Source organism: Pseudogulbenkiania subflava DSM 22618 (assembly GCF_900177275.1).
GTDB classification, from domain to species: domain Bacteria; phylum Pseudomonadota; class Gammaproteobacteria; order Burkholderiales; family Chromobacteriaceae; genus Pseudogulbenkiania; species Pseudogulbenkiania subflava.
The window spans coordinates 83,158-98,229 of record NZ_FXAG01000009.1 but is presented as its reverse complement, the minus strand read 5'-3'; the positions used below and the strand labels follow the sequence as shown (position 1 = coordinate 98,229).

Here is a 15,072-nt window from a genome sequence, read left to right as displayed (position 1 = left end):
GGCAACTGCAAGCGGTGGATGAAGAGATTGAAAACAGGCGGCTGGCGCCGCCATGGGTTTGTGCGTTCGCTTGACTTGGGCCGGCTAATGGGTGTCCCTTTTGTGTTTACGGCTTGTCAAAGAACCTCGGCAAGACGGCGGGAGTCGCCAAGGCGGAGGTCGATCTCGATGCGCACCGCGCCCGCATCGAACTAAAGCCCGGCCAGCAGCCCGACATCGAGCAGTACAAGAAGATCATCCGCGACGCCGGCTTTACTCCAGGCGCCGCTCGCGTGCACAGTGAGGAGGGCCGGCCATGAGGGCCATTCCCATTGCCCTGCTGCTGATCGTCGGCACGGCCGCGCTGCCCGCATCGGCCATGGGGCTGCGCGCCTTCGTGGCGCTGCCGTTGGAACAGGGAGGCAGTGTAGTGCGGCCGCTGCTGGAACACGACCGCGACGCGGATACGACCCAGCTCACCACGGAGTTCGCCTACGGTCTGTCCGCTACCCAGACCCTCATGTTCGCCCTTCCATACCGCATCGCTGGCGGCAGCGGACAACGTGCCGGCGATCCGATGGCGTTCTATCGCCACCAGCTCTGGTCGGCTGACACCAATGTCGGCACCGCGCGCTGGTCCTTGCTCGGCGGAGCGGTGCTGGATCATGACGGCCATGCGCGAGCGCAGCTCGGCACGATCGCCACCTGGTTCCGCGAGCGACACGAAATCGACGCCGACCTGGTGGCAGTCGGACGCGGCAACGGTAATCCAGCCAGCGCCCGCTATGACCTGTCGTGGCAATACCGCCTGAATCCTGGCGAGCGCGCCTGGTGGATGTCGGTGCTGGAACTCGGCGGGCGCCGGCACAAAGGATCGAACATGACCCAGCAACTCACGGTCGGGTTGCAGCACATCGACGGACCATGGGTGATTGAGGGTGGGGTTGTGCACGACCTCAACAACCGCCACGACACCTCGGTGTTGTTGGGCATGCGCCACCACTTCTGAGAATGGGTCGTCCCCGATGGGCCCCGTCATTCTTGAGTCCGTCTTGACCTGCCCGCACTGCGGCTTCGCCAAGCATGGAAACCATGCCCACGGACGCCGGTCACTTCTACTACGAGTGCAGCAACGGCAAGACGCTGCTACGGCCCAAGCCGGGGACTGCTGCGTGTTTTGCTCGTCTGGGCCAGACGCGACACCGTGTAGGCGTTCATCGAAACCTCCTTTCCCTCATCCGGCGCAGCAGGATAGCTGCTTCACATCCTTGTTGAAGGTCTGCGCCGCGAGTTTCAGTCCCTCGACCATCGTGAGATACGGGAATAACTGGTCGGCCAGTTCCTGCACCGTCATGCGGCTGCGAATGGCCAGCGCTGCCGTCTGAATCAGCTCGCCCGCCCCCGGGGCCACCGCCTGCACGCCGATCAAGCGCCCACTGCCGGCATCGGCCACCAGCTTGATGAAGCCGCGTGTGTCGAAGTTGGCGAGCGCACGCGGGACGTTGTCCAGCGTGAGTAACCGGCTGTCGGTCTCGATGCCGTCGTGGTGCGCTTCTGCTTCGCTGTAGCCCACCGTCGCCACCTGCGGATCGGTGAACACGACTGCCGGCATCGCCGTCAGGTCCAGCGCCACGTCGCCGCCGGTCATGTTGATCGCCGCACGGGTGCCGGCTGCTGCCGCGACATAGACGAATTGCGGTTGGTCGGTGCAGTCGCCGGCGGCGTAGATGTGTGGCGCACTGGTGCGCATGCCGCGGTCGATGACGATGGCCCCCTGGGCGTTGACCTCGACACCTGCCACTTCGAGATTCAGGGAGCGAGTATTCGGCGCACGGCCGGTGGCGACCAGCAGCTGGTCGGCGCGTACTTCGCGGTGTTCGGTGGTCAGCACGAATTCCCCGTCCGCATAGGCGACCTGGCTCGCCTGGGTATGGTCCAATACCTCGATGCCCTCGGCGCGGAACGCGGCTGTTATGGCCTCGCCGATGGCCGGGTCCTCGCGGAAGAACAGCGTGCTGCGCGCCAGGATCGTGACTTGGCTACCCAGCCGGGCAAAGGCTTGTGCCAGCTCCAGGGCAACGACCGACGACCCGATCACGGCCAGTCGCTCGGGGAGCGTGTCGTTGGCCAGCGCCTCGGTGGAGGTCCAGTAGGGGGCGTCCTTCAGACCAGGAATAGGCGGAATCGCGGGGCTGGCGCCGGTGGCGATCAGGCAGCGGTCGAACGCTACCACGCGCTCGCCGCCGTTGCTCATGCGCACCGTAATGTGGCGACCATCCTGGAAACGGGCCTCGCCGTGTAGCACGGTGATGGCCGGGGTGCTCTCCAGGATGCCTTCGTACTTGGCATGGCGCAGTTCATCCACTCGCGCCTGTTGCTGCGCCAGCAGCCGCTCGCGCTGGATCGTCGGCGGTGTGGGTGGCATGCCGCCATCGAACGGGCTTTCCCGGCGCAGATGGGCGATATGGGCAGCACGGATCATGATCTTGGACGGTACGCAGCCGACGTTGACGCAGGTGCCGCCGATGGTGCCGCGCTCGATCAGCGTGACCCGTGCGCCTTGCTCGACGGCCTTCAGCGCCGCCGCCATCGCGGCCCCGCCGCTGCCGATGACGGCGATATGCATCCCATCGCCGATGTGGCCGGCCTTGTTGTCGCCCCCGCCGACCCATTCCTTTACCCTGTCTAACAGTCCACCTGGCACCGGAGCAGCTGGAGCGTCGGCCAGCGCTGCGCGATAGCCGAGCCCAGCGACGGCGGCAATCAGGGCATCAGGGGACGTGCCGGCTTCGATGGTGAGCCGGGCGCTGCCCTTGGCGTAGGACACCTCCGCCGCTTGCACGCCGGGCACGTTTTCCAGCGCCTCTTTGACGTGGGTCGCGCACGAGTCGCAGGTCATTCCGGTGATCTTCAACTGTGTCATATAGTTGTTCCTCTCAATTTGTTGTGACCAAGACGGTCAGCCGTGCTTCGCGGGCAACTCGCAGCCGTCCGGGCTACAACGGCGATGCGCCGGCGACACCAGATCCCAGATCGAGATGCCGACCATCAACGCCAGGCCGGTGTACACCAGGCGAGCCGTCCACCAGTGACCGAGCAACCAGACCGTTCCGGCGAACACGATGGCCGGTCCGATCATGCCGAGCAGGCTGCGGTGCCATTGCCGGTGGCGCAGCCAGCCCAGCGCATTCGCCAGCAAGGCCAAGGCGGCGAACAGCGGCAGCAGCTTGGAGATGAACAGCCCTTCGTATTCCTGCAGGAAGCCCAGGCCGATGGCCGCACCCAGGCTGGCGAGCGCAGGAAAACAGACGGCGCAGCCCATCGCCGAGAGGACGGCACCGAGTGCCCCGGCCTTGTCGGTGATACGCGCAATCGGTTTCATGGCATCACTCCAGACTCAGCGTTTGACGCTGGACGGGTAGCCCGCGTCCGCAGTTGCCTTGGTCAACTTCTGCACGCTGGTTTTGGCGTCATCGAAGGTGACGACGGCCTCGCGCCTCTCAAAACTCACGTCGGTCTTGCTCACGCCTTCGACCTTGGAGAGCGCTTTCTTAACCGTGATCGGGCAGGCGGAGCAGGTCATGCCGGGCACCGCCAGGGTGACAGTTTGCGTGGCAGCCAAAACCGGGGTTACGACGGCAGCAAATGCGATGGCAGCAAGCAGCTTTTTCATGGTGGATTCCTGATCAATAGAAGAAAGGCAACACGTAGGGGAACCCGAGCGCGACCACGACCAACGCGGCCACGATCCAGAAAATGAGCTTGTAGGTGGTGCGCACCTGTGGAATTGCACAGACCTCGCCCGGCTTGCAGGCTGCGACCGGTCGGAAGATACGCCGCCAGGCAAAGAACAGCGCAACCAACGCCGCGCCGATGAAGAGCGGACGGTACGGCTCCAACACGGTCAGGTTACCGATCCAGGCCCCGCTGAACCCCAAGGTGACCAGAACCAGCGGCCCCAGGCAGCAGGTCGAAGCGAGGATGGCGGCCAGCCCGCCGGTGACAAGGGGGCCACGCCCGCTTTGCGGTTCTGACATGAAATTATCCTTTCGAGTTTTTACTTGATGGTTTAACGTTAGTTCCGTAGTCAGGTACGGAGTCAAGCGACATGAAAGAAGATTTGGAGAACCTGACCATCGGTGCCTTTGCCAAGGCGGCCGGGGTCAATGTCGAGACGATCCGGTTCTATCAGCGCAAGGGCTTACTGCTCGAACCGGACCGGCCCTACGGCAGTATCCGCCGCTATGGCGAGGTGGACGTGGCACGTGTGAAGTTCGTGAAATCGGCCCAGCGCCTGGGCTTCAGCCTGGATGAGATAGGTGAACTGCTGAAGTTGGAGGACGGCACTCATTGCAGTGAGGCGGCTGAATTGGCCGCCGTGCGACTCGCCGACGTGCGCGCCCGCCTAGCCGACCTCGCGCGGATGGAGATGGTGCTGTCAAAACTGGTCAGCGAATGCTGCGCGCAGCAGGGTCATGTGTCCTGTCCGCTGATCGATGCGTTGCACGGCGGTTGAACGAGGGGAGTTCGACTCAGCGTGCTATTTTTCCGAATTCTGTGAGCTCCCTTATGACTAAACTAGATGATTACCTTGCCGCGGCCACCCGAGAGAACACCCGGCGCAGCTATCAGTCCGCCATCCGCCACTTCGAAGTCGAATGGGGCGGTTTTCTGCCGGCGACCGCCGATAGCATCGCTCGCTATCTAGTCGACTACGCCGAATCCCTGGCGATCAACACCCTACGACAACGTTTGGCCGCCATCGCCCAATGGCACGTCGAGCAAGGCTTTCCCGACCCGACTAAAGCGCCGGTGGTGCGTAAAGCCCTCAAGGGCATCCAGACGCTTCACCCCACACAGGAACAGCAAGCCAAGCCGCTGCAGATCGACCACCTGGCCCAGGTCGTCGACTGGCTGGATCAGGCGATCGGCTTGGCAAAGAGCCGACAAGATCTGGCAATGGAATTGCGCCACACACGAGACAAAGCCCTACTGTTGCTCGGCTTCTGGCGCGGTTTCCGCGGGGATGAACTGGTGCGCCTACAGGTCGAGTATGTCGAGCTGGAACCCGAACAGGGCATGCGCTGCTTCCTCCCGCAGAGCAAGGGTGACCGCCAGCTACAAGGGAAAACCTACAAGGTGCCGGCGCTCTCGCTGCTCTGTCCGGTGACAGCCTACACCGACTGGATCACGGTGGCGGGGCTAACCAACGGGGCGGTGTTTCGTGGCATCGATCGCTGGGGGCACGTACGCGAAACGGGGCTGCACATCAACAGCCTCATTAAGCTGATGCGCAGCCTGTTTGCCCAAGCGGATCTGTCCGCTCCGGAAGGTTTTAGCAGCCACTCCCTGCGCCGCGGCTTCGCCGGCTGGGCCAATGCCAACGGCTGGGATGTCAAAACCCTGATGGAGTACGTCGGCTGGAAGGACGTGAAGTCGGCGATGCGCTACATCGATGGCGCCGATCCTTTTGCACGTCAGCGCATAGAGCGCAGCCTGCCGTCATTGCCGTCTCAATCGCCCTGATCTGGCCTCAACTCAGCCAACGGCTCCACTTGCTCGGCTGCCTGCAGGAAAACCTTCGCTAGGTCACGGAACTCGTTCGCCAGTTCGGCGGCTTCCTCCCAGATATCCAGATCACCTGATGGCCGAGACAACGGGTTGCCATTCAGTACCGTGTGGGCCATGCCATGCAGCCGGAGCAGATCGTCCCGGATGCCGCCGATAGGTTTTAGCCGGGCTTGTAGTCCATCCAGCCTGTCGACCAGCTTCAGCAACGATGTCGTGTCAAAGCTGTCACGTAACGACTCGAGTCGCTTGGCATCGACGTCGCCATAGGGCGTCACCTGAAAGGTCGGTTCTGGCAGATCCATGTCATCTCCCTTACGTTGGCGTCGTGTGGCGCTGACGCCGAGCGATGGCCACCGCCTGCTGGAAAGTGTCATCGTGAATCCATGCTTCATGGGGCCGTTTGAGCTTCAGGTTGTACTCACCAAAGCGCTTCACATGGCTGACCTGGTAGGGGCTCAGGAAGGACACATCTTCTTCAGAAATTTTCCAGCCCTCCCGTTCCAGGACATTGAGCGTGCGCATCATGTCCACCGTGTTCTGCAGAATGAGTGCCGAAGCGATCAGGTCGTTGTAACGAAGGCGCTTCTGCTGTTCGTCCGGCTCGTTGACGGCAATGACATCACCACCAAAGGACAGCCACTTAGCGAAGCCGTTGTACGACTCGATCTTGTTGGTGTTGGCGGTCACCTCCTGGCGCAGCTCACGACTGCCAACCCATTCCAGCAGAAAGCCCGTGCGCACCACATTGCCAAGTTGCTGGGCAGCGAAATACAGGCGGTTCTTGCGGCTGTAGGAGCCCAATTTGCGCAGCAGTGTGGCCGAGGAAATCTTGCCGGCATGGATCGAGAGCGCCACCTGCATCAAATCCTGCCAATGCTTCTCAATGAGATCCCAATCCGCCGACTCGTCGAACAGGCGGTTGATATGCTGATATTTGGTGGCCTTGTCGGGCCGGTACAGGGTCAGGTTTTTCCAGTTGCGAATTCGCGGCATCAGCTTGATGCCCAACAAGTGGGTGAAGGCGAAAACGGTGGCAGACTGGCCTTGCGTATCCGCGTGCACCGTATCCGCCTCGACGCTCAGTCCTGCCTTCAGCAGGCCCTCGATCACATAGATGGCCTCCCACACGCCGGGCGGGATGAAGTGCCGGAACACGGCAATGTAGTTGTTGGCCACATGCCGGTAGGCGACAGCCCCCATCTTGCGGTAGCGGAAATGGTAGCCGGCCAGCAGGTTTTCGTCGTAGAAGTCGTACTGGGTACCGTCGGCTGCCACCGTCTTGCCATCGCCCCAGAGTTTGGGGAGGTCGAGCCGCAGGTAGACCTCGTTCAGCTCCCGTTGAGCGGCCTCCAGGCTCTCCAGCGAGAGGTGGCGACGGTTCACGAACGAGAGCATGTGGGCGGTCACGTTACTGTTGGCCAGGTGCCGGGCCGCCTGGGTAGGGCCAAGATTGCAGCCCATGGCGAAGATGGTCATCAGGTAGCGCTCGGCCGGCTGCTTTAATTTGGCCTCGTTGCCGGAGAGTGGTCCGAAGTGACGGGTAAAACCCATCCAGTGCTCAATATTGGCCAGCACATCCAGAATGTGTCGTGCCGGCATACGCTGGGTCAGCGCGTTCTGCAGCGAAATCGCGGAAGGCGGTATTTCCCGGGCGGTGACTTTCCGCAAAACCGGCTCACCGTTGGCGTCGAGCGCCACGTCACCACGGCATGTGGGAAATTTGTCGTCGAGTTGCTGTGCGGTCTCGGTCAGCCATTCACGCAGACCGCTCACGAACGACTCGGCATTGGCCGGCAGTCCAATTTTCTCGCAATAGGCCGGCAGCAACGCCTCACACTCCTCCCAAGGCAGCAGCTGCTCGCGATAATCGGCAAACTCTTCGGAGCCCGTCACGCTGAGGTCTCCAGAGCGCAGTTCATCCGCCAGATAGGAGAAAACACAGACCTCCAGGACGCGCCGATTTACACCAACCCCGTGCCCTAGCGACTGGAGTAGCAGCTTGCGCCAACGGTCCGATGCAAACGACAGGTCAACGTTTTCATCGATCCATTCAATCCGGTGCTTGTCGTGATAGGTTTGGATGACATCCAGTGCGTCCACTAAGGCCGTATCCTGGCTGGTGGGGAGAATCTCAATAAGACTGACTAGGCGGAACAAAATCGAACGATGGCTCTTGAAGTGTTTCCAGACCAAGGGTAGGTAATTGCTGCCGCTGGTGGCCTGCACCTGAGCGCAAGACAGGCGAATCTGATTGATGCCACCCACCGGTACCAGGTATTCCCGAATCTGGCCACCGGCCTTAGTGTCGTCCGGCTCTTGCTCGAGAATGGCCATTACGCTATCGAGCGTGCCAATCAGGCGCTCAACCTGGCCACGCTGTTTGGTCTGGATCTGCTCCAGCTCTTCCTTTGCCCGCTTGTGAATCGTGGTGACCCGGCGCAGGAACATCTCGGTGAGCTGATCACGGGCGCGAACCTGCATCCGGTGAATCAGTGCCAGCATGAGGGTGTACCGCTTGGGCTCGGTACATTCACGTAGTTCGGAAACATCATAAGCCTGCGCTTGGCTTGCAAAGTGGCGGACCTTTGTATCCGGCACCCCGGCGAATATGCCGTCCATTTTGCCGAGCGACTCGAGCCAGTCCAGATGATCGACCAGCATCTCAAGGTGCTTGCGAGTCGATCGCTTGGCCGACTTCTTCAGGTCGTTGTACTCGCTTTGCCGACGCTGAAGACTATCGGTCTGAAGCAACGTCGTAAGGGTCGTGATGTGGCTGGGGGAGAGCCGTCCGAAGACGGTACTGAAAATTCGTCCCTGGAGCTCTGCGTGCACACGTTCGGCGAGCTCATCCAGCGTACGAAACGCCGGCAGCTCAAAGCGTTGGCTTACCAAGCCTTCGATCACGGCATTGATGATGTCAACCCGCTGGTCCAGGAGCTCTGCAGCAGAGTAGGCGCACTTCTGTGCAGCCTCTGTTGCCGCGTGCCCATAGGCTGGGGAGACCTGCAGATAATCACGAACTGCCGCCATATGACGGTAGAGCGTGTGCTTCCCCGAGTAGTCAACTTGCACACGCTTGCTGTAACCGAAGGCATCGCGAATATGATCGATGATAGGCACAGGGATTTCATCAATCGCAGGGAAGTATCGCAAGTGTTGGAAGCTCTTCAGCAGGACGGCAAGGCCCAGCCGCAACGAAGCTGATGGGGTTTTGGTTTTCACCCACTCAACCTCGTATTCCTCAGGAGAAAAGTGCTGCTTTAACTCCTTGGGACCGTAGGAGGGAGAGAAGATGGGGTATGCAGTACGTTCAACCGACGCCATACAGCCTCCAGCGCGACTAACAGCAAACGATTGGCATAATGCCACGTTGTCATATCTGGCGACAACAACCAAACAATATCAACTGGTTATGATGTTGCATGGGGGAAATTCGGCTTCATCCCGGTCATACCCCTACACCACGCGCGCGCCGGCTAGTTCGACCAGCTCGACGGTGCGCGTCTGGCCCGGCTCGAAACGCACGGCGGTGCCGGCCGGAATGTTGAGGCGAAAGCCGCGAGCAGCCGCACGGTCGAAGGCGAGCGCATCGTTGGTTTCGGCGAAGTGGTAGTGCGAACCGACCTGGATCGGACGGTCGCCGGTGTTGGCCACGGTCAGCGTGAGCGTGCTTCGGCCAACGTTGAGTTCGATCTCGCCGGGCGCGGTGAGGATTTGTCCGGGAATCATGTGTTCTCCTCCGGGAAAGGGTCAGGACCTGTCGCGCATAGGCGCTGGCACGGCGCGGCCACGGCACATGGACCGGCATGTACGCGGCAGTGCATCAGGATTCCGAGCAGAGCCCAAGCCGTGATCACGGCTGCGCAGCAAGGTCATGGCCCGTCCTAAACGATGGGTTGATGGACGGTCACGAGCTTGGTGCCGTCGGGAAAGGTCGCCTCGACCTGGATCTCCCCGATCATCTCCGGCACGCCCTCCATCACCTCGTCACGCGTCAGCAGCGTGGTGCCGTAGTGCATCAGTTCGGCCACGGTCTTGCCGTCGCGTGCGCCTTCCATGATGGCGGCGCTGATGAAGGCCACTGTTTCGGGGTAGTTGAGCTTGAGGCCACGCGCGCGGCGCCGCTCGGCCAACAGGCCGGCGGTGAAGATCAGCAGCTTGTCCTTCTCGCGGGGGGTCAGTTCCATGGGGTTTCCATTGTTTGGTTCAGGTCGCCCAGATGCGCGGGGATTGCGCCGGGCGGCCGTGGGTGAAGGGATGGAGCAAGGAGCGCAGCTGGCGCAGCCAATGGTGGGCGTCCTCGGCCGAGTCGCCGATGAAGCGCGCCAGCCAGACCCCGGGCAGCTGCGTGGCGGCGGCCCGGCCTGAGGTGACGACCTCCAGCGCAGCCTGATGCAGTTCGTCCGGCACGGCGGGGCCGGCCCATAGCAGCGTCGCGACCACGCTATGACCGGCCAGCCCCACCGGCGAGGCGAGCAAGGGGCTGGCGCCGGGCAGTACGGCGTGCTCGCACCAGATCAGCCGGCCGTCGCGTTCGATCTCGGCGAGCTGACGCCATTGGCCGCGGTCGAAGCGCTCGCCGCAGGCGGGGCGGCCGAGGCAGATCACATCGCCGTACAGCAGGCGGGCATCGCCTGCGAGCCGGATGCGGCTTTCCAGTCGCACATCCGCGCCGGCGTAGAGGATGGTTTCCAGCGGCAGCCATTCCAGCCGGGCACCGTCGGCCAGGACGAGGGAGACCGACTGGCTGGCGGAGCGGCCGAAGCCGTCGTACCACTTGGCGGCACCCGGGCTGGTGATCAGCACATCGGCGCCCTCTTCCAGCGTGATGTCGATGCACAGCGTGTCACCACCGGCAATGCCGCCCGGCGGGTGCACGATGATGTGCTGGCACGTTCCAGCCGCATCGATGAAATGCTTTTGCACCCGTAACGGGCCAACATGGCGCCGCCGCACCGGGATCGTGCCGCCGTGTCGACGGGCATATCCCAGTTCCAGTGCCGCATGCCAGCCGGCCGACAGGCTGGCGGGTAATCGTGATGACAAGATGGCAGGCGCTCGTTCCATAGTCGTTTCAATCAAGCCGCGTTCAGGCCGGTCTGACCACCCTTGCAAATTTCATACCGGATTGTAGAAAATCCCGGCCGGACTTATTCCCCGCACATGCCCTGCTGTGTGCAGCGATCTTGCCATGGCATGTTCGGCGCGAGCAGGCAACGGCAGAGTGACAATTGCATAACCCTATTGGTATTATTCACACCCATTGAGAGCCCCCCTCCCTCACCGGCAACCGACCCTTAGCCCGCCCGTCTCATGGCTACCCCTACCCCTGGGCAAATGACCCATCGCGGGGAGCGGGCAGAACACCATCGCCGAGTCCAACGACCGCCCGCATTGACAAAAAACCGCCCAGAACGGTACCCCCCATGGAAGACAGCTTCTCGACCGCCCCCTCCCGCCGCAGCCTGCTCCTGGCCGGCCTCATCGCCACCGCGATGACGGCCGCCGTGCTCATGATCCTGCCCGACATCGACGTCCCAACGACACTCGGCGGCAATCTGCGGCCGGTGCAGATCACCGCCCTGACCGTCACCAACAGCATCATCGCCTACCTGGTGCTGCTGCAGTTCTATGCCGACCACAAACTCAGCAATGGCCTGCTCAGTGTCGCCTTTAGCTACTCGGCGCTGATGTCCGGCTATATGCTGATTAATCTGCCCAGGGTGTTTTCCACCAGCGGAGGGTTCCCGCCGGGCTCCCACATGGCGACCTGGCTCTGGCTGGCCCGTCTTGGCGGCACCGCTTTTCTGATCCTGCTCGCCATGCTGGTACTGCAGCGGCAGCAGGATCGCCCGCTGTCGAAGCGCGTTCGCTTTCAGGCGCTGTCCCTTTGCGTAGTCGCCCCGCTCGGCCTGGCCTGGTTCGCGATAGCGGTACTGTCGCGGCTGGTGCCGGACCTGAACAGCCTGGTCAAAGACAACGGCGATTACAGCGCGCTGACCCACAGCGGCATCGGCGCCTTCCTGCTCGCAAGCTGGTTCGTGGCCTTGCTGAGCGTCCTGCTGGTGACGCGCCTGCGCAGTGCGTTCCACTGCTGGCTCGCGCTCAGCGGCTATTCCTATCTGCTGTACCTGATCATGGCGTGCTCTTCATCGATCCGCTATACCGTCGGCTGGCACGCCTCGCGCTTTTTCGAGCTGGCGGCGGCGGGCATCATGCTGGGCGCCTTGCTGTTCGAGGTGCTGAAGCTGCAAACGCGGCTGCAACACTCCTACCGCCAGGCCTACGAAGCATCGATCCACGACAGCCTGACCGGGCTCCACTCGCGCCGCCATTTCGATGCCATGCTGGAAATGGCGCTGCAGCAACAAGCGCGACACCCAGCGCCGCTGACCCTGCTGATGGCCGACATCGATTTCTTCAAGCAGTACAACGACCATTTCGGGCACGTAGAAGGCGACCTGTGCATCCAGCGGATCGCCGCGTGCATGGCCGAGCAACTGCGCGGCGGCGACACCGTGGCGCGCTACGGCGGTGAAGAGTTCGTCGCCATACTGCAGTATTGTGACCAGGTGCAGGCACGGCAAGCCGCCGAACGCTTCCGCGCCGCAGTGGAAAGCCTCGCCCTCCCTACTCCGCCCGGCAGCCTGCGACCGGTGGTGACAGTCAGCGTCGGGCTGTATTGCCATCCGGCTGGCAGCCCGGCGACGGCGGGCTGGCTGGTGGAACAGGCCGACCGCTCGCTCTATGCCGCCAAGCATGCCGGCCGCAACCGCATCGGTCCGCCCGAAACTTCCCCCACGGCTGCTTAGATCGCCAGCAGTTCGCAAACGCCGTAGTCCCGTTCTCAGCCCACCCGACCGCGCAACGCGGCCGGCCCCCTTCGGCGTCGAGCCGCCGCTATCGCCGACCTTGGCCCCGCCGACACCTCGGCCATCGGACCATCTCACCCCCCCACCCCGCTGCCATCGACTAGGCTTAGCCCATGGCACTGCACTTTTTTTGCGCCTCCCGCGATACCGGTGGGAATAAACCTGGCCGCTGAAACGTTTAGTGTGCGTAGACACGTTGCGCCGGCGACGCACCGATTCGGCACCGGCGAAAAAGAACCCGAAGGTTCCCGATTTCCCGACTCACAAGGAGCATAACCATGAAACACCCCCTGATCCTGCTGGCACTGGGCAGCACCCTGGCCCTGCCGGCATTGGCCGAGCCGCCCAAGATGATGAAGGGCATGGCGGTCGACGAGCACGGCATGACCCTCTACATGTTCGACAAGGACAGCAAGGACACGAGCACCTGCGCCGGCGCTTGCGCCGACAACTGGCCACCGGCCGTGGCCGATTCGTACGACAAGGCATCGGGCGACTGGGGCATGATCACGCGCAGCGACGGCAAGAAGCAGTGGACCCACAAGGGACACCCGCTCTACCGCTGGTCGATGGACAAGAAGCCGGGTGACATGAACGGCGAAGGCTTCAAGGGCATGTGGCACACCGTCAAGCCCTGAGCCCGGCGGGCCATGAGCTTCGAATCCGACCTGCTGGTCTGGCTTCCGCACCTGCGTCGCTACGCCCGGGCGCTCACGCGCGATCCGGCCTGGGCCGACGACCTGGTGCAGGACACCCTCGAGCGGGCGTTGAGCAAATGGCGCTGGGGGCGCGGCGGCAATCTGCGCGCCTGGCTGCTGACCTTGCTGCGCCACCGCTTCATCGACCAGTTGCGCTCCCGGCGCGAGGTGGCATTCGACGATGAGGATGCCCCCTGGCAGCAGCAACCGGCCGCCACCGGCGCGGTCGACGGACTGCTGCTGCGCGACGTGGAGCGCGCCCTCTACCGCTTGCCCCTGGAACAGCGCGAAGTGCTGCTGCTGATCGCGCTGGAAGAGCTCAGCTACCAGGAAGCTGCCAAGGTCCTGAAGGTACCGGTGGGCACCGTGATGTCGCGCCTGTCGCGGGCAAGGGAACGCATGCGTATCTTGCTGACCGAGCCCGCCGCCGATGCGACACCCGGCCGGCCCCCATTGAAAGTAGTGAAGCACTCACCATGAACGAGCCACGCGACACCACCGCCAACACCCCTGACAGCGCCGACGAGCTGCGTCCGTTGTCGGCGCTGGTGGATGGGGAACTGTCCGACGCCGAGCGTAGCGCCTTGCTGGAGCAGCTCGGCAACGACCCGGCTGCCGCGGCACGAGTGGCACATTACCGCAGCCAGAACGCGGCGCTGCGGCGGCTGTTCCCGCTCACCGGCGAAACCGCGAACCTGTTCGTGCAGCGCCGCACGCCATGGTGGCAACTGGGCGCGGCCATCGCCGGGGGGCTGGCCCTCGGCCTGATGCTCGCCGTCATGCTGCCGGCACCGCTGCTGCCCGGCGGCTTCGGCCAACCTGCCTTTGCCCAGCGGGCCGACCTGGCCTATGCCGTGTATGCCCCGGAACGCCGTCACCCGGTGGAAGTCACCGTCCAGGAAGAAGCACACCTGCTCAGTTGGCTGTCGGCCCGCCTGAAGCGTGCGGTAACGGCACCGTCGCTCGGCGAGTATGGCTATGCGCTGGTGGGCGGCCGGCTGCTGCCGGGCGAATCCGGCCCCGCCGCGCAGTTCATGTACCAGAACAGCGCAGGCAAGCGCCTCACGCTGTACATCTCTCCCTACCCCTCCCGCGAGATCAGCTTGCGGCTGTTGCGCAACGGCACAAGCCGTACCGCCTACTGGGCCAACCACGGCATGGGCTACGCCCTGTCCGGCACCGACAACGAGCCCCGCTTGCGGGCGATCGCTGCCGACGCCTGCACGGCGCTGGGTGGAGACGCGGGCGCCTGGTCCGGTTAAGCCGGGCCGGTCCCTTTCCCAACTCGACAGATGAAGGAGATCAACATGAACAGGAAGCACCGGCTGGCCGGCTGGTTGCTGTTACTGGCTCTGGCCTTGGCATTGCCTCTCGGCGGCTGCCGCATGATGGACGACCACATGGGCGGGACACCAACGCACGACAGCGACATGGGCAGCCACGGCCGCAGCGGGGGCGGCTACTGACGCCTGCATCACCACAAGCCGGGCGCCGCTCCCGGGCGCGCCCGGACGAGACACAGGAGTCACCATGCACAGGACCAGACTCATCCTCGCCGGGTTGGCATTGGCACTCGGCCTCTCGCTGCTGGCAGGCGGTGCCCGTGCCGCCGACGAGCCCTATCGGGTGCCGGTGGCCAGCGACGGCGTGCAGCGCGTCGCCATCGTCGGCGGCAGCTACTTTTTCAGGCCTGCCCACATCGTGGTCAAGGCCGGCACCCCGGTCGAACTGTCGGTCAAGGTCGAAGCGGGGCTCATCCCGCACCGCTTCGTCCTCAAACTGCCGCCCGACCAGGTCGCCATCGACAGCCGCCTTGGCGAGGAACCCCGCACCTTCCGCTTCACCCCGACCATGGCGGGACGCTATCCCTTCCATTGCCCCAACAAGCTGCTGTTCTTCAAGAGCCACGAAGAAAAAGGCATGGCCGGTGTGCTGGAGGTCGTGGAGTAAGC

Annotated in this window: 18 protein-coding genes and 1 pseudogene; 10 read left to right on the top strand and 9 right to left on the bottom strand. The window is 63.3% G+C overall.

The window, feature by feature from the left end; all coding sequences use genetic code 11:
* Window positions 1-104 precede the first annotated feature (104 nt).
* Both B9N72_RS10110 and B9N72_RS10105 read left to right on the top strand, forming a co-directional pair.
* Window positions 105-299 (top strand): annotated as a pseudogene (locus tag B9N72_RS10110) (heavy-metal-associated domain-containing protein); the annotation flags it as partial.
* Window positions 296-988, top strand: coding sequence for a hypothetical protein (locus B9N72_RS10105; RefSeq protein ID WP_085276277.1), 693 nt, complete (start codon window positions 296-298; stop codon window positions 986-988). The pseudogene B9N72_RS10110 and the gene B9N72_RS10105, both read left to right, overlap by 4 nt.
* Window positions 989-1,213: 225 nt before the next feature.
* Here the strand turns inward: B9N72_RS10105 and merA are convergent, their stop codons facing one another.
* The 4 genes from merA to merT are packed head-to-tail and all read right to left on the bottom strand — an operon-like array spanning window position 1,214 to window position 4,016.
* Window positions 1,214-2,902 carry a mercury(II) reductase gene (gene merA, locus B9N72_RS10100; protein ID WP_085276276.1) on the bottom strand — a complete coding sequence of 563 codons (1,689 nt, stop codon included), beginning with the start codon at window positions 2,900-2,902 and terminating at the stop codon, window positions 1,214-1,216.
* Between the two features lie 36 nt (window positions 2,903-2,938).
* Window positions 2,939-3,361, bottom strand: coding sequence for an organomercurial transporter MerC (gene merC / locus B9N72_RS10095; RefSeq protein ID WP_085276275.1), 423 nt, complete (start codon window positions 3,359-3,361; stop codon window positions 2,939-2,941).
* A gap of 15 nt (window positions 3,362-3,376) precedes the next feature.
* Window positions 3,377-3,652, bottom strand: coding sequence for a mercury resistance system periplasmic binding protein MerP (merP, locus tag B9N72_RS10090; RefSeq protein WP_085276274.1), 276 nt, complete (start codon window positions 3,650-3,652; stop codon window positions 3,377-3,379).
* Window positions 3,653-3,665: 13 nt separating this feature from the next.
* The gene (gene merT / locus B9N72_RS10085) at window positions 3,666-4,016 is read right to left on the bottom strand and encodes a mercuric ion transporter MerT (protein ID WP_085276273.1); all 351 of its coding nucleotides are present in this window, start codon (window positions 4,014-4,016) and stop codon (window positions 3,666-3,668) included.
* Window positions 4,017-4,087: 71 nt separating this feature from the next.
* Between merT and merR the strand changes: the two genes are divergently transcribed.
* Together merR and B9N72_RS10075 are read left to right on the top strand one after the other, a co-directional pair.
* Window positions 4,088-4,495 carry an Hg(II)-responsive transcriptional regulator gene (gene merR, locus B9N72_RS10080; RefSeq protein ID WP_085276272.1) on the top strand — a complete coding sequence of 136 codons (408 nt, stop codon included), beginning with the start codon at window positions 4,088-4,090 and terminating at the stop codon, window positions 4,493-4,495.
* Window positions 4,496-4,548: 53 nt separating this feature from the next.
* Window positions 4,549-5,505, top strand: a complete 957-nt coding sequence (locus tag B9N72_RS10075; protein ID WP_143477796.1) for a site-specific integrase — start codon at window positions 4,549-4,551, stop codon at window positions 5,503-5,505.
* Here the strand turns inward: B9N72_RS10075 and tnpC are convergent.
* From tnpC to B9N72_RS10050, 5 genes are all read right to left on the bottom strand, one after another.
* On the bottom strand, window positions 5,493-5,852 hold the full coding sequence (gene tnpC / locus B9N72_RS10070) for a Tn3 family transposase post-transcriptional regulator TnpC (protein WP_085276270.1): 360 nt from the start codon (window positions 5,850-5,852) through the stop codon (window positions 5,493-5,495). The genes B9N72_RS10075 and tnpC overlap by 13 nt on opposite strands.
* Window positions 5,853-5,862: 10 nt before the next feature.
* On the bottom strand, window positions 5,863-8,874 hold the full coding sequence (locus B9N72_RS10065) for a Tn3 family transposase (protein ID WP_085276269.1): 3,012 nt from the start codon (window positions 8,872-8,874) through the stop codon (window positions 5,863-5,865).
* A 132-nt stretch (window positions 8,875-9,006) separates the two neighbouring features.
* A complete protein-coding gene (locus tag B9N72_RS10060) occupies window positions 9,007-9,279 on the bottom strand; it encodes an urease subunit beta (RefSeq protein WP_085276268.1) in 273 nt (90 codons plus the stop codon).
* A gap of 155 nt (window positions 9,280-9,434) precedes the next feature.
* Window positions 9,435-9,737, bottom strand: a complete 303-nt coding sequence (gene ureA, locus B9N72_RS10055) for an urease subunit gamma (RefSeq protein ID WP_085276267.1) — start codon at window positions 9,735-9,737, stop codon at window positions 9,435-9,437.
* Between the two features lie 19 nt (window positions 9,738-9,756).
* A complete protein-coding gene (locus B9N72_RS10050; protein WP_085276266.1) occupies window positions 9,757-10,617 on the bottom strand; it encodes an urease accessory protein UreD in 861 nt (286 codons plus the stop codon).
* Window positions 10,618-10,976: 359 nt separating this feature from the next.
* Between B9N72_RS10050 and B9N72_RS10045 the strand changes: the two genes are divergently transcribed.
* The 6 genes from B9N72_RS10045 (at window position 10,977) to B9N72_RS10025 (ending at window position 15,070) form a co-directional block, all read left to right on the top strand.
* Window positions 10,977-12,362 (top strand): sensor domain-containing diguanylate cyclase, encoded by a 1,386-nt coding sequence (locus B9N72_RS10045; RefSeq protein ID WP_085276265.1) that lies wholly within the window; start codon window positions 10,977-10,979, stop codon window positions 12,360-12,362.
* A gap of 338 nt (window positions 12,363-12,700) precedes the next feature.
* Window positions 12,701-13,060, top strand: a complete 360-nt coding sequence (locus B9N72_RS10040) for a COG4315 family predicted lipoprotein (protein WP_085276264.1) — start codon at window positions 12,701-12,703, stop codon at window positions 13,058-13,060.
* A 12-nt stretch (window positions 13,061-13,072) separates the two neighbouring features.
* Window positions 13,073-13,600: a sigma-70 family RNA polymerase sigma factor gene (locus B9N72_RS10035; protein ID WP_085276263.1), complete on the top strand. Its 528-nt coding sequence runs from the start codon at window positions 13,073-13,075 to the stop codon at window positions 13,598-13,600.
* On the top strand, window positions 13,597-14,382 hold the full coding sequence (locus B9N72_RS10030) for an anti-sigma factor family protein (protein ID WP_085276262.1): 786 nt from the start codon (window positions 13,597-13,599) through the stop codon (window positions 14,380-14,382). The genes B9N72_RS10035 and B9N72_RS10030 overlap by 4 nt, the downstream gene beginning before the upstream one ends.
* Window positions 14,383-14,427: 45 nt before the next feature.
* On the top strand, window positions 14,428-14,586 hold the full coding sequence (locus tag B9N72_RS21235; protein ID WP_200810934.1) for a hypothetical protein: 159 nt from the start codon (window positions 14,428-14,430) through the stop codon (window positions 14,584-14,586).
* 64 nt (window positions 14,587-14,650) lie between these two features.
* Window positions 14,651-15,070, top strand: coding sequence for a cupredoxin domain-containing protein (locus tag B9N72_RS10025; RefSeq protein ID WP_085276261.1), 420 nt, complete (start codon window positions 14,651-14,653; stop codon window positions 15,068-15,070).
* Window positions 15,071-15,072: the final 2 nt, after the last annotated feature.

Excerpts from the sequence above, each read along its gene's own strand:
- merC (WP_085276275.1), bottom strand. The coding sequence starts at position 3,361 with ATGAAACCGATTGCGCGTATCACCGACAAGGCCGGGGCACTCGGTGCC.
- B9N72_RS10060 (WP_085276268.1), bottom strand. The coding sequence starts at position 9,279 with ATGATTCCCGGACAAATCCTCACCGCGCCCGGCGAGATCGAACTCAAC.
- merR (WP_085276272.1), top strand. The coding sequence starts at position 4,088 with ATGAAAGAAGATTTGGAGAACCTGACCATCGGTGCCTTTGCCAAGGCG.
- merP (WP_085276274.1), bottom strand. The coding sequence starts at position 3,652 with ATGAAAAAGCTGCTTGCTGCCATCGCATTTGCTGCCGTCGTAACCCCG.
- merT (WP_085276273.1), bottom strand. The coding sequence starts at position 4,016 with ATGTCAGAACCGCAAAGCGGGCGTGGCCCCCTTGTCACCGGCGGGCTG.
- B9N72_RS10030 (WP_085276262.1), top strand. The coding sequence starts at position 13,597 with ATGAACGAGCCACGCGACACCACCGCCAACACCCCTGACAGCGCCGAC.
- B9N72_RS10075 (WP_143477796.1), top strand. The coding sequence starts at position 4,549 with ATGACTAAACTAGATGATTACCTTGCCGCGGCCACCCGAGAGAACACC.
- tnpC (WP_085276270.1), bottom strand. The coding sequence starts at position 5,852 with ATGGATCTGCCAGAACCGACCTTTCAGGTGACGCCCTATGGCGACGTC.
- B9N72_RS10050 (WP_085276266.1), bottom strand. The coding sequence starts at position 10,617 with ATGGAACGAGCGCCTGCCATCTTGTCATCACGATTACCCGCCAGCCTG.
- ureA (WP_085276267.1), bottom strand. The coding sequence starts at position 9,737 with ATGGAACTGACCCCCCGCGAGAAGGACAAGCTGCTGATCTTCACCGCC.
- merA (WP_085276276.1), bottom strand. The coding sequence starts at position 2,902 with ATGACACAGTTGAAGATCACCGGAATGACCTGCGACTCGTGCGCGACC.
- B9N72_RS10045 (WP_085276265.1), top strand. The coding sequence starts at position 10,977 with ATGGAAGACAGCTTCTCGACCGCCCCCTCCCGCCGCAGCCTGCTCCTG.
- B9N72_RS10040 (WP_085276264.1), top strand. The coding sequence starts at position 12,701 with ATGAAACACCCCCTGATCCTGCTGGCACTGGGCAGCACCCTGGCCCTG.
- B9N72_RS21235 (WP_200810934.1), top strand. The coding sequence starts at position 14,428 with ATGAACAGGAAGCACCGGCTGGCCGGCTGGTTGCTGTTACTGGCTCTG.
- B9N72_RS10025 (WP_085276261.1), top strand. The coding sequence starts at position 14,651 with ATGCACAGGACCAGACTCATCCTCGCCGGGTTGGCATTGGCACTCGGC.
- B9N72_RS10035 (WP_085276263.1), top strand. The coding sequence starts at position 13,073 with ATGAGCTTCGAATCCGACCTGCTGGTCTGGCTTCCGCACCTGCGTCGC.
- B9N72_RS10065 (WP_085276269.1), bottom strand. The coding sequence starts at position 8,874 with ATGGCGTCGGTTGAACGTACTGCATACCCCATCTTCTCTCCCTCCTAC.
- B9N72_RS10105 (WP_085276277.1), top strand. The coding sequence starts at position 296 with ATGAGGGCCATTCCCATTGCCCTGCTGCTGATCGTCGGCACGGCCGCG.